The 12935-nt window shown below is 39.6% G+C and carries 11 protein-coding genes; 4 read left to right on the plus strand and 7 right to left on the minus strand.

Translation table 11 applies throughout. From position 1 onward, the window contains the following. Window positions 1–25: 25 nt before the first annotated feature. Window positions 26–1273, minus strand: a complete 1248-nt coding sequence (locus tag QZL88_RS06370; RefSeq protein ID WP_296939276.1) for an ABC transporter permease — start codon at window positions 1271–1273, stop codon at window positions 26–28. 57 nt (window positions 1274–1330) lie between these two features. Further along, window positions 1331–2353 carry a Holliday junction branch migration DNA helicase RuvB gene (gene ruvB / locus QZL88_RS06375; protein ID WP_006798653.1) on the minus strand — a complete coding sequence of 341 codons (1023 nt, stop codon included), beginning with the start codon at window positions 2351–2353 and terminating at the stop codon, window positions 1331–1333. Window positions 2354–2820: 467 nt separating this feature from the next. Between ruvB and QZL88_RS06380 the strand changes: the two genes are divergently transcribed. Next, a complete protein-coding gene (locus QZL88_RS06380; RefSeq protein ID WP_296939279.1) occupies window positions 2821–3390 on the plus strand; it encodes a phosphatase PAP2 family protein in 570 nt (189 codons plus the stop codon). Here QZL88_RS06380 and QZL88_RS06385 read toward each other — a convergent pair. The 4 genes from QZL88_RS06385 to rmuC form a co-directional block, all read right to left on the minus strand. Beyond that, window positions 3379–4152 (minus strand): SDR family NAD(P)-dependent oxidoreductase, encoded by a 774-nt coding sequence (locus QZL88_RS06385; protein WP_296939281.1) that lies wholly within the window; start codon window positions 4150–4152, stop codon window positions 3379–3381. The genes QZL88_RS06380 and QZL88_RS06385 overlap by 12 nt on opposite strands. Before the next feature lie 4 nt (window positions 4153–4156). Continuing rightward, window positions 4157–5023 (minus strand): YitT family protein, encoded by an 867-nt coding sequence (locus tag QZL88_RS06390; RefSeq protein ID WP_296939282.1) that lies wholly within the window; start codon window positions 5021–5023, stop codon window positions 4157–4159. Window positions 5024–5056: 33 nt separating this feature from the next. Next, entirely contained in the window at window positions 5057–7858 is a 2802-nt protein-coding gene (gene leuS / locus QZL88_RS06395) for a leucine--tRNA ligase (protein WP_296939285.1), read from the minus strand. Window positions 7859–8312: 454 nt separating this feature from the next. After that, complete coding sequence (gene rmuC, locus QZL88_RS06400) at window positions 8313–9572, minus strand: DNA recombination protein RmuC (protein WP_296939286.1); 1260 nt, start codon at window positions 9570–9572, stop codon at window positions 8313–8315. Window positions 9573–9687: 115 nt separating this feature from the next. On the opposite strand from rmuC, the gene QZL88_RS06405 reads away from it, so the two are divergent. From QZL88_RS06405 to QZL88_RS06415, 3 genes are all read left to right on the plus strand, one after another. Continuing rightward, window positions 9688–10023 carry a hypothetical protein gene (locus tag QZL88_RS06405; RefSeq protein ID WP_296939288.1) on the plus strand — a complete coding sequence of 112 codons (336 nt, stop codon included), beginning with the start codon at window positions 9688–9690 and terminating at the stop codon, window positions 10021–10023. Window positions 10024–10028: 5 nt separating this feature from the next. Further along, the gene (locus QZL88_RS06410) at window positions 10029–10961 is read left to right on the plus strand and encodes a bifunctional methionine sulfoxide reductase B/A protein (protein ID WP_296939290.1); all 933 of its coding nucleotides are present in this window, start codon (window positions 10029–10031) and stop codon (window positions 10959–10961) included. A gap of 147 nt (window positions 10962–11108) precedes the next feature. After that, entirely contained in the window at window positions 11109–11546 is a 438-nt protein-coding gene (locus QZL88_RS06415; RefSeq protein ID WP_296939293.1) for a DUF5606 domain-containing protein, read from the plus strand. Between the two features lie 225 nt (window positions 11547–11771). Here the strand turns inward: QZL88_RS06415 and QZL88_RS06420 are convergent, their stop codons facing one another. Further along, window positions 11772–12923 carry an OmpA family protein gene (locus QZL88_RS06420; protein ID WP_296939295.1) on the minus strand — a complete coding sequence of 384 codons (1152 nt, stop codon included), beginning with the start codon at window positions 12921–12923 and terminating at the stop codon, window positions 11772–11774. Window positions 12924–12935 lie beyond the last annotated feature (12 nt).

A 12935-nucleotide genomic window follows, 5' to 3' on the forward strand; every position in this document is an offset into this window, starting at 1 on the left:
CTCTCTAATACCTTTGAAGGATTTACTATTCGAATCTTAGTGATTTAGCCGGATAAATCTTAGCTATCAGATAAGAAGGCCCTATCATGGCTATAATGGAAAGGATCAATGTCCCGATATTAATCAATAAGATATATAAGATATTGATATCTACCGGCATTTCCGACACGTAATATGTCTCAGGATCGAGCTTTATCAAGCCGAAATTCTTCTGAATCACTAATATCGCAATAGCGATAACATTCCCCCAGAACATGCCCTTCAGAATGAGGAATGAGGAGACATACAGAAAGGTCTTACGAATACTGAAATTACGCGCGCCGAGGGTTTTCAGCATACCTATCATATTAGTCCGCTCAAGGATTATGATCAGTAATCCGGATATCATGGTAAAAACAGATATGACAAACATTAGTACAATGATAACCACGACATTCATATCCAATAGTTCGAGCCAGTTAAATATCATTGGATTGAGTTCCTTAATGGAACGGGCAAGGAAAGTATTGTCTTTATGGTCACGATAGGTCATCATATCCACAAATACACGCTGATGTACTTCGTCCAACCTATCATAATCATTTACAAGCAATTCGATACCACTAACTTCATCATCATCCCAATCATTCAGCCTTTTGATAAGACTGACATCCGTTACTACAAACAGTTTATCGTAGTCTTCGAAGTTTGTACTATATATACCTGTTATGTAAAACTTGCGGAAACGGATATTCTCCCCCACAAAGTAGCAAAGGAAACTGTCTCCGGTCTTCAGATTTAACTTACTTGCGATATTCTTAGACAGAATTGCCTGATTGGCATGAGTCGTATCATCCGGACTGATTACCGTACCGGCAACCATATTTTGTTTAAAGAAATCCCAATCATAATCTGCGTCGACTCCTTTCAAAACCACACCCTGGAAAGCACTATCAGTCTTTATTATACCAGGCTTTGTAGCAAAGACCTCCACATGCTTAACCCCTTCTGTACTTTCAAGCTGGCTTATCAACTGTGGGCTAACACATACTGGCTGTGTTTCGTAAGTACTGTTGTTTGCCAGATTGGTGATTTGTATATGGGAACCAAAACCCACAACTTTGTTGCGCACTTCTTTTTTAAAACCCACAACGATAGATAGAGCCAGTATCATAGCCGCCAAGCCTATTGCCACTCCGGCAACAGCTATTTTAATGGCAGGAGATGAAGCTCGCTTCTCCCCTTTCTCTCCATTAAAATGGATACGTTTTGCTATAAATAGTTCTAAGCTCAAGATCAGTTATCAGTAAACAGTTATCAGTAAAAACCACTTATAACTCATAGTTCATAATTAAAATAAGAATCCCTGTTCGCTTTCCCGTTTCCGCCCCAAATGCTTGTAGGCTAGCTCGGTGACTTCACGCCCCCGGGGTGTGCGTTTCATAAATCCTTCTTTGATAAGGAACGGCTCATAAACCTCTTCTATTGTACCTCCGTCTTCGCCTAAAGCCGTTGCAATAGTAGAGATACCGACAGGCCCCCCCTTAAATTTATCGATAAGGATCAGGAGAATCTTGTTATCTATCTCGTCCAATCCGTATTTGTCAATATTAAGCGCTTCCAGCGAATAGGCCGCAATAGCTTTATCTATCTTACCTGAACCTTTTACCTGAGCAAAATCACGTACCCGGCGTAGCAATGCATTTGCAATACGGGGAGTACCCCTGCTGCGCGAAGCTATCTCTACCGCGGCTTCTTTAGAGGTAGGGACATCAAGTATATTAGCCGAACGCAGGATAATATTCGTAAGTGTCTCTATATCGTAATACTCCAGATGCATATTGATACCGAAACGGGCACGCAACGGACTTGTAAGCAAACCGCTCCGCGTAGTGGCGCCAATAAGTGTGAACGGATTCAGATCTATTTGTATAGAGCGGGCACTAGGGCCTTTATCTATCATAATATCGATACGGTAGTCTTCCATCGCACTATAGAGGTATTCTTCCACAACAGGCGATAAACGGTGTATCTCGTCTATAAAAAGCACATCGTTTGGCTCAAGAGAAGTCAGAAGCCCGGCCAGATCTCCAGGTTTATCCAATACTGGGCCCGAAGTTATCTTAAACCCCACACCCAATTCATTTGCTATGATATTCGACAGTGTGGTTTTACCAAGTCCCGGCGGGCCATGTAAGAGTGTATGATCCAGTGATTCCCCCCGCATTTTAGCTGCCGTGACAAAAACCTGTAAGTTTTCCACCACCTTGCTTTGTCCACTGAAACTATTAAAAGTAAGTGGGCGCAAGGCATTTTCAAACTCCTTTTCGCTGTCGTTTATATTTCCTCGATGTATGTCGAATGTTTCTTCCATATGTTCGGATGCAAATTTACATCAATATATTTAATTTACACACACTTTTCAGTTAACAGTTAACAATCCATAGCTTGTAAAAACTTCGCGCCTTTGCGTCTTTGCGTGAAATAAAACAGAGTATCTTGTAACCCCTAACTGTTAAAAGGTAACAAAGGTAACAGATATATCAGTTAACAGTTAGCAGTCAACAATATTTCACGCAGAGACGCTAAGGCGCAAAAGGTAACAAAGGTTACAAAGGTTACACTTTTTTACTTATTACTTTTTACCCTCTCTGTAAGTCCCCATTGGGGGATTGAGGGGGCCATTTCAATATTTCAAAGAGCTAAAAGCTAACAACTAAAAGCTATCAGCCATATACATAGATAAACTTTTACAAAAAAAATAAAAGAGACAAATATTATTATGGGATATAACCATAATATATTTCCTTTGCATTTCCAATTCATTATAAATGAACAATTATGTTAGACAAATTACGGTATTGGGACGAAGAACTTTTTCTATTCCTCAATGGAAAACACGTTGACTGGCTCGACCCTATCATGCTCTTTCTCAGTTCCTATACAAACTGGGCATTAGCCTGTTTGATCATGTCTGCCCTTATCTACTTCAAAGCAGACGTATGGAAGAAAACAGGTGTATTCTTTTTTCTCCTATCCACCGGAGCCAGCGCGCTGCTTACAAACATAATAAAACTGATTATAGAACGGCCCCGCCCTATACATAACGAATTATGGGAAGGCACGATTCATGCAATTGAAAAATATAGCAACAGCTTTAGTTTTTTTTCATCGCATTCGGCTACTACTTTCACGATGGCTGTATTTTTCCTACTCTTCTTTCGAAAGAAGAAATTCTATGGTTATTTTGCCGTTTTATGGGCTGCGGTGGTTGCCTATAGCCGGATTTATGTGGCCAAACATTACCCCTTCGATGTAATGATAGGGATCATATTCGGAATAATGATAGGAATAACGGGCTATATACTCTTCCAAAGATTCAAAAAGAAAAAAGAACTATTAAAGCCCTAACCACTTCCTTACTTTCTTCCTCTCCAAAAGCGAGTATATTTTCAGGCAAAAAGGAAATGCCCTGCCAATAGGGTACGATAAACGAAATAAGCTAGACGGATAAACATTCTTCTTCCCTTTCTCAATACCTTTTATATACTTCCTTGCAACTATCTTCGAATCTTGCACAGGAAAAGGAAGAGGTGTATCTTCTTCACCTGTAGCCTTATCAAAAAAGTCTGTGCGGGTAGCTACGGGATAAACTGCAGTCAATTGGAGATTATTCGCTTTCTCGTACCTGTAAGTCTGTATAAAATGATGTAGTGCCGCCTTTGTGGAGCAATAAAGAGAATAGGCAGGTAAGGAAACTAATCCCGCACCTGAAATAGTACAGGCGAAAGCCACCGGTCTACCATTATTGATCGCGACGAGTTTTTCCAATGAATAAATAGGAGAGAATACATTCAGACTATATATCTCCTCTATATGCTGCCAATCGGAAGTTTGCAGTCTTTCCAGATAGGCAAATCCTGCATTGGCTATAAAGATATCGATATTACCAAATATCTGTTGAGCGTATTCAAAAACTCTATCTACACCCTTCGAAGAGCTGACATCGGCAGAAAATGGATACACTACACCCTCTACCCCCATTATATTATCTGTGTGACGGGCTACTGCAAGAATCTTCACTCCGTTGTATGAAGCAAGTATATCTAGCATCTCTCGGCCTATGCCGGAAGAAGCTCCGGTGAGTATGATATGTTTGCCTCTGAAGTTCATAAGGTCAGGTCCTTATCTTATCAAAACCTTCACCGTAAACGCCCCGGACCGTACTTTGAGATATAAACGCTTTCTCATCTATACTCTTTATCAGACGGAACATTTCTACAGCCTCAGTCCTTTTAGCCAGTACAATGATCACTTTAGTCGGTTTCTTAGAATACCAGCCTGTACCATCCAGAACAGTGCACCCCCTATTCAATTCCTGATTTATAGCGGTAGCTATTATTTCATATTTTTCAGAAAAGATAAGTACCTGTACTGACTGTCGGAAACCATTAATAACCATGTCAATGCAATACGTCATCACACCCATCACAATCAGGGCATATACAATTTTCTGATAATCGTAAAAAAGGAAGTATGAAGAGGAGATAATAATAAAGTCGCAAAGAAGCATACCTCTACCGAAAGCGATATTCTTATATTTATTAATCAATGCCACTACAATGTCTGTCCCTCCAGTGCTACCGTTGGCACTGAAAACAAGCCCTATACCCGTGCCGCACATCATCCCCCCAATAACGCCCGACAGAAGCGGTTCGTTTTTGACGATAGGTTCGACTATGTAGGTCTGGCAAATTGTCAGGAAAAATGTAAGTAAGACTACACCATATATGGTTTTAATCATAAATTTGAATCCCAGCAACTTCAAAGCAACCAGCAACAATGCACAGTTTGTAAAAAAATATGTATACTGAAGCGGAATGCCCGATGCATATTCTACAAGGAGTGCTATACCGGTAAGGCCTCCTGTTACAATCCCTACCGGCTTAATAAAGCCTATAAGCCCTACGGCATAAAGCGCCAATCCAAAGGATATGATAATGTAATCTTTCCAGTAAAATTCTTTCAAATATCTTTTTGGCATAGCTTCTATTTTCCTGAAAGCATTCATATGTCTTTACAAAACAACATTTATCATTTTCTTGGGTACAAAGATGATCTTTTTAGGCGTTTTCCCCTCAAGCCACTTTTGAGCAAGTTCGTGCTTCAATACAGTTTCTTCTACATCAGCCTGAACTGCGTCGGCCGGGAATTCTATATCGAAACGTACTTTTCCATTGAACGCCACTCCATAACGGAACGAATCTTCCGCCAGATATTCTTCTTTAAATACCGGCCATTCGGCATCGAATATAGTAGTTGTATTATCCAAGGCACGCCAAAGCTCCTCCGCAACAAACGGTGCAAATGGCGCAAGAACGACAAGAAACTCTTGTAAAACTACTCTCTTGCTACATTTAGCGGCAGTCAGTTCATTTACACAGATCATAAAGGCTGAAACGGATGTATTGAATGAGAATGCTTCAATATCGCCCGAAACTTTCTTTATCAGCTTATGCAATGATTTTAATTCTTCCTTTGTCGGCAGTTCATCTGTTACTGCAAAATCATCTCCTTTGTAAAACAGATTCCATGTTTTACGCAAAAAGCGATGCACCCCGTCGATACCGTTCGTATCCCAAGGTTTGGACTGTTCTAACGGCCCCAAGAACATCTCATACATGCGCAATGTATCGGCTCCGTACTTTTCTGCAATATCATCCGGATTAACGACATTATGATACGACTTGGACATTTTTTCTACAGCCCAGCCGCAAATATATTTATCATCTTCAAGAATGAATTCCGCTGTTTCATATTCCGGCCTCCATTTTTTGAATGCTTCCAAATCCAGGATATCATTACTAACAATGTTGACATCGACATGAAGTTCCTGTACCTCATACTGATCTTTCAGATTGTAGGACACAAATGTATTTGTCCCGTTTATACGGTAAACGTAATTGCTACGTCCCTGTATCATCCCTTGATTGATCAGTTTCTTGAATGGTTCATCTTCACACGAAACTTCTATATCATATAAGAACTTATCCCAGAAACGGCTGTATATAAGGTGACCTGTAGCATGCTCGGTTCCCCCGATATACAAGTCAACGTTGCGCCAGTATTCATCTTTTTCTTTCGATACCAATTCCTTCGCATTATATGGATCCATATATTGCAGGTAGTAAGCAGACGAACCGGCAAATCCCGGCATGGTATTCAACTCAAGCGGGAATATAGTCTTATTATCTATTTTCGATGTTTCTACCACCACATTGTTTACTGTATCCCAAGCCCATTTAATAGCGCGTCCCAACGGTGGTTCACCCGTTTCGGTCGGCAGATATTTATCCACTTCCGGTAATTCCAAAGGCAATTTATCTATTGGAAGCATATATGGCAAGCCGTTTTTATAATAAACAGGGAATGGTTCGCCCCAATAACGCTGACGCGAGAAAATAGCATCGCGTAAACGATAATTTACTTTTATACGTCCTAGCTTATGTTCTTTGATATATTCACGGGCTTTGTCGATAGCATCTTTTACAGTCAGGCCATCCAAGAAACCAGAATTCATCATGATACCCTCTTTGGCATCGAAACTTTCTTCCGACACATCACAACCTTCTATCAACGGAATAATAGGCAAATTGAAATGCTTCGCAAAAGCATGGTCACGGCTATCGTGTCCGGGTACTGCCATGATTGCGCCTGTTCCGTATCCGGCAAGCACATAATCCGATATCCAGATAGGAATTTCTTTACCGTTCAACGGATTTATAGCATATGATCCCGTAAATACGCCGGATATCTTTTTATCCATCAGGCGATCACGTTCTGTACGGCGTTTAGTCGCTTGTATATAAGCCTCAATTTCCGCTTTTTGTTCCGGTTTGGTTACCTGAGATACATAATCGCACTCAGGAGCAAGCACCATAAAGGTAACCCCGAAGATAGTATCGGCACGGGTGGTGAAGATATCGAATTTCACATCAGAGTCTTTCACGCTGAATTGCATCTCTGCCCCTTCGCTTCGCCCGATCCAGTTGCGCTGAGTTTCTTTGATGGATTCACTCCAGTCTATCTTCTCCAAACCGTCAAGCAAACGCTGGGCATAAGCCGATACACGCAAGCTCCACTGGCGCATCAAACGCTGTTCGACAGGATATCCGCCACGCTCCGACAAGCCATTGATGACCTCATCGTTAGCCAATACCGTACCTAGAGCCTGACACCAATTTACTTTGGTCTCGCTGCGATATGCGATACGGTAGTTAAGCAATATTTCCTGTTTTTTCTCTTCAGAATATGCTTTCCATTCATCCGCGGTAAATTGCAACTCTTCGCTGCAAGCTATATTCATGCCGGTCGTACCTACTTGTTCAAAGGCCTCGACCAACTCAGTTATGGGACGAGCCTGATCTTCATCATAGCAATAATAGCTGTTGAACATCTGTATAAATGCCCATTGTGTCCATTTATAATATCTGGGATCGCATGTCTGAATTTCACGGCTCCAGTCGAAGCAGAAGCCTATCTTATCCAGTTGTTCACGGTAACGGTTTATATTCTGCGCTGTGGTAACAGCCGGATGCTGACCTGTCTGTATGGCATATTGCTCAGCAGGAAGCCCATAAGCATCATAGCCCATCGGATGAAGGACATTGAAGCCTTTCAAACGTTTGTATCGAGAGAAAATATCAGAGGCGATATACCCCAGTGGATGACCGACATGTAAGCCTGCTCCTGAAGGATAAGGAAACATATCGAGTACATAATATTTTGGTTTGTTCTTATCTTCCGTTACTTTGTAGGTTTTGTTGTCGATCCAATACTGATGCCAACGTTTTTCAATCTCTTTAAAATTGTATTCCATAACCGGGTTTTTATTGCGATTTTTATTGGCGCAAAGATAGTTATTTCTTTACATTAATACGAATTAAGATGTGCGCTTTCTTATACATACCAATTCCTATACTATGCGTAATTCATGGATACATCTTATAAAATACAGACAGTTATTATTTTCGGAATTCTTTATCTATATATCAAAGGTTCTTTGACATCTAATTCCTGAATTATAAATATTGGGGTAAAGATAACAGATAAAAAAGGGGTAAAAGTGTAAAGTTTGTCAACTTTTCGACTAAAATCAAGATATATATAGATTTAGGCACTTCTATAAAATAAGAAAAGGTTGTCATCCCGACAACCAATCTTCATTGTTAACCTTAAATCTAATACCATGAAAAACACAGTACAAAGATAATGGATTTTTATGTTATAAAACATATTTCGATGTTTTTCTTTCGAAAATTAGCAATATTTAACTACACATTACCGTCCGGAAGTTCTTTTTGTGCTTTAACTCCCAATTCTTTAAGCATTTCTGCCTGACGCATCAGATTCCCATTACCTTCTTTTAACTGGGAGAAAGCTTTATCATACGACTTTTGAGAACGCTCTATATTCTTCCCTACATCCTGGAGGGTATCCACAAAGCCTGCAAATTTATCGTAGAGTGCAGCGCCACGCTTGGCAATCTCAATGGCATTACGGCTCTGATACTCCCGTTTCCACAAGTCGGAAACAACCTTCAATGATGCAATCAGATTAGTCGGGCTAATCAGTAAGATACGCTTGCGGTAGGCATAATCCCACAGAGTAGAATCAAGCTGCATTGCTAGTATATATGCAGGTTCGTTAGGGATAAACATCATTACAAAATCGAGAGACTCTACATAGTCCTGATACGATTTCTGGCTCAGTTCATCTATATGCTGCTTGATGGATATTACATGTTCTTTCTCCGCTATCAGCTTAACATCGTCAGAGTCCGCCTCCACATACTTGACATAAGCGCTCAGGGACACTTTAGAATCTATAATTATTTTCCGTCCTCCCGGATATACCACGACAACATCGGGTTGCATATATTTATCCTGCGTATTCCGGATGCGGCTGCCATTCTCGTCCACAATGAATTCCTGAGTGAAATACTCTTCCCCTTTTTTTAGCCCGGACTTTTCAAGAATAGATTCGAGTATCATCTCACCCCAGTTTCCCTGTATTTTATTATTGCCTTTTAAGGCCTTAGTCAGATTATTGGCATCTTCGCTTATCTGATTGTTAAGGGCGACAAGTTCTCGTATACGCTCTTCCAGAGAAAAACGCTGCTTGGATTCTTTATCATAGGTTTCCTCTACTTTCACTTTAAATTCTACGAGTTTTTCATTCAAAGGCTTCAGTATGGCTTCCATATTCGACCTGTTCATATCCGTGAAGCGAAGCGTTTTCTCTTCCAGTATCTGATTGGCCAATATCTGGAAGTCCTTATTGAGTTGGGCTCGGGTATTGAGAAGTTCTTCCTGTTGAAGGCGCAGCTGCTCATCTTTCGATTGCAACAAAGCCCTTGTTTCGGCTATTTCGCGAATTTTATCCATTTGCTCTTTTTGTATAGCATCTTTATCTGCCGACAAACGGTTGATTTCATTCTTCAACTCCTGCTCACGCTGCTTATTTCCTTTTTGCATAAAGAGGACAAGCACAATTGCCAATACTAGTATAATAGAGGCATAAACTAATTCCATACTGATTTGTTTTAAAGAGAGCGAAAGTTATTCAAAATATAGCCTTTAACAAAATTTGCCTCAAAAAACTTGTGAACATTTGCTTTCGAAGATATTTTTGTTGGACAAAACCAAGATGAAAATAATATATAGTAAACATTTTCCACCAAAAGACTTCGGCGCAATTAATCTGCTCGGGCTAATTATTGTACGTAAGGACTATGGTGCATTGAGTGAGGCCGAAAAGAATCATGAACGGATTCACACCCGGCAAATGCTGGAGATGCTGATCATTTTATTTTATCTATGTTACATACTGGAATGGCTCATACGGCTGATACAATATAAAAACAGATTAAAAGCATATGAGAACATCTCATTCGAACGGGAAGCTTATTCCCAGATGTATGATCTATCGTATCTGAAAAGAAGAAAGTTATTCGCATTTTATAACTATTACAGAAAGAAATAATAAACATGAAACGGTTGATATACTTATTCTGCATAGCTCTGATGGGAATATCATGTATCCGGAGCCAAAACAAAATAAATAATGAACATATGAATTACAATAAACTAACACCCGAGGAAGAACATGTAATTCTCCACAAAGGGACTGAAGCACCATATACAGGTGAATATATAAATAATAAACGAAAAGGCGTATATGTCTGCAAAAGATGTAATGCTCCGTTATATAATTCATCAGACAAGTTCGATTCGCATTGCGGATGGCCTTCCTTCGATGACGAAATAAAAGGAGCGGTAAAGCGTGTACCCGATGCTGATGGAATGCGTACCGAGATTGTCTGCAACAATTGCGGGGCACATCTCGGGCATGTGTTCCTCAATGAGGGGTTCACAGCCAAAGAAACAAGACATTGTGTTAATTCTATTTCTCTAAAATTTATCCCGGAAGAAAATAAAATGATTAAGAAAGCTTATTTTGCCTCAGGTTGCTTTTGGGGCACAGAGTATTATTTTATGAAGGCCAAAGGTGTAGCGCATACATCTGTTGGCTTTATGGGCGGGCATGTAGACCACCCGAGTTATGAGCAGGTTTGCCAGAAGAACACAGGGCATCTAGAGACAACCGAGGTGGAATACGACACGTCTAAGACCACTTACGAAGATTTGGTGAAGTTATTCTTCGAAACGCATGACTTTACCCAAACAAATGGCCAAGGGCCCGACATAGGCCCGCAATACCTTTCCTGTATATTCTATACCGATCAAAGCGAAAAAGAAGTAGCAGAAAAGTATATAAAAATACTGGAGGGTAAAGGATATAAGGTTGCTACTATGCTAAAACCGTTATCTACATTTTGGAAAGCAGAGGATTATCACCAGCAATATTATGAGCATAAGGGCACAAAACCTTATTGCCATGTATATAAAAAGATATTCTGAAAGCAAATACTCTGTATTTTAATATCTTAACAAATACTTTGATATTTTTCTATATAGTAAATATGGTTATTAGTAGCTTTAGCATTATTTTTGTCGCTTGACTGAAAGAATAAAACAATAATAATACTAAAACTAAACTAAATTGTTATGTTAAAAACAATCTTATCCGTTTCCGGTAAACCGGGGTTGTACAAACTTATTTCGAGTGCTAAGAATATGGTTATCGTAGAGTCATTGGTCGATGGCAAGAAAATGCCCATCCATGCACGAGACAAAGTTGTATCCCTTGGAGATATATCTATCTATACCGAAACAGATGACGCCCCTTTGAAAGGCATTCTGACATCCATCAAACAAAAAGAAAACGGAGAGAAAGCTTCTATCAGTACCAGTGCAAAACCTGATGAAATGAAGAAATATTTCCTAGAGATACTTCCTGACTTCGACAGGGACCGTGTATATCCGACCGACATTAAGAAGATAATCGGATGGTATAACATTCTTATTAATGCAAATATCGACTTCGAGAAGGAAGAAGAGACTGTTGAAGAGAAAGCAGCTATTAAAACCGAAAATGCAGAATAAGAAGACGTTATACATTTAGTTATAAAAAAAGAGACCCGGCTAACATCTAGTCCGGGTCTTATTTTTTGCAGATATAGAGGAACATGACTGTCTACATATTAGCGACTAAACTTAGCAGACTCTGTTTCTAAAAGGACATTGCTTCCTTTAATTACTTTATACTGAAAAAGACATAAAAAAAGAGAGTAGGAATCCTACTCTCTTTTTCTATATTTCTGACTCAGATTATTGAGCTACGAAAATTGCAACACGGTTCCATGCATTTTCAGCATATGGTTGTACTGTGTCACCTTTCCATTCTACAGTTACACGGTTGCTATCGATGTTGTATTTCTTGATCAACTCGTTTGCTACATTCTTAGCACGTTTTTCAGAAAGTTTTTCATTGATAGAAGGAGTACCTGTTTTCTTGTCTGCATAACCTACAACTTTAACTTTAGCGCTAGGATTATCTTGAAGATATTTAGCTGTGTTAAAGATGCTAACTTCTTGGTTCTTGTCAATATTAGCACTACCTAGACGGAAGAACACTACGTTAGACACGAATGAACCTTTAGTTTCAGGACATTTAGGACAGTCTTTAACAACTTCCTTGATAACTTCTTTTGCCGGTTGGTTACGAAGTCTGTCGTTTTCCTGACGAAGTTTGTTGATCTGACCATTCAAGTCATCGATAAGACCTTGATCCATCAATAAAGCTTCAGAGAAATCAGTTTTCTTACCTACTTTGAATACTAAGCTGGCAGAAGCAGCCACCAAACCATCATAAGAGTTTTCTCCTCCGTGGTTGAAAGCTTCTTTAAGCAACATCGCAGACAAATCGATATCCAAAGCTACTCTTTCAGAAAATTTGAATTTGTTGATGATACCACCGTTGATAGTGAAGTTTCTTTGTTTTCCTCCCGGATGTGTTTTGTCATCCAATTTGTAGTCCCAACCGATAGCACCACCGATACCTACATAAGGGATAAGGCTATAAACACGTTTTTCGTTGTACTTTCCTAAATAGTTAGTAACATCCCACATAACATCAGCTTCTACAGCGAAATATTTGTTATGAATCATGTCTGTAGCATTGTTTTGGAAATTGTGCAAAGAACCTCCTTGGAATTTCAAACGGCCTCCAATATAAGGGTTGTACCATTTACCAACCTGAATAGTTGGAGCAACTGTAAGACGATTCAGGAAATCTGCATCTTTGTTGCTATCGCCTTGTACAAAATTAGCTCCAGCACCAAATCCAATAAACCAATTGTCCCAAAAACCATTACGCGCAAAAGTTGCTTTACGGCCAGCTTTTGTGCTAAATCCACTCTCCTGAGCAGAAATAGTAATAGCCGCAAAAACTAAAACTAAAAGTAAACTTACTTTTTTCATAATCAATCTTTT

This window comes from uncultured Dysgonomonas sp., assembly GCF_900079725.1.
Classification (GTDB): domain Bacteria; phylum Bacteroidota; class Bacteroidia; order Bacteroidales; family Dysgonomonadaceae; genus Dysgonomonas.

Bases quoted from the DNA above. Each gene is read 5' to 3' on its own strand.
- ruvB (WP_006798653.1), bottom strand. From the start codon at position 2,353: ATGGAAGAAACATTCGACATACATCGAGGAAATATAAACGACAGCGAA.
- QZL88_RS06380 (WP_296939279.1), top strand. From the start codon at position 2,821: ATGTTAGACAAATTACGGTATTGGGACGAAGAACTTTTTCTATTCCTC.
- QZL88_RS06385 (WP_296939281.1), bottom strand. From the start codon at position 4,152: ATGAACTTCAGAGGCAAACATATCATACTCACCGGAGCTTCTTCCGGC.
- QZL88_RS06390 (WP_296939282.1), bottom strand. From the start codon at position 5,023: ATGCCAAAAAGATATTTGAAAGAATTTTACTGGAAAGATTACATTATC.
- leuS (WP_296939285.1), bottom strand. From the start codon at position 7,858: ATGGAATACAATTTTAAAGAGATTGAAAAACGTTGGCATCAGTATTGG.
- rmuC (WP_296939286.1), bottom strand. From the start codon at position 9,572: ATGGAATTAGTTTATGCCTCTATTATACTAGTATTGGCAATTGTGCTT.
- QZL88_RS06405 (WP_296939288.1), top strand. From the start codon at position 9,688: ATGAAAATAATATATAGTAAACATTTTCCACCAAAAGACTTCGGCGCA.
- QZL88_RS06410 (WP_296939290.1), top strand. From the start codon at position 10,029: ATGAAACGGTTGATATACTTATTCTGCATAGCTCTGATGGGAATATCA.
- QZL88_RS06415 (WP_296939293.1), top strand. From the start codon at position 11,109: ATGTTAAAAACAATCTTATCCGTTTCCGGTAAACCGGGGTTGTACAAA.
- QZL88_RS06420 (WP_296939295.1), bottom strand. From the start codon at position 12,923: ATGAAAAAAGTAAGTTTACTTTTAGTTTTAGTTTTTGCGGCTATTACT.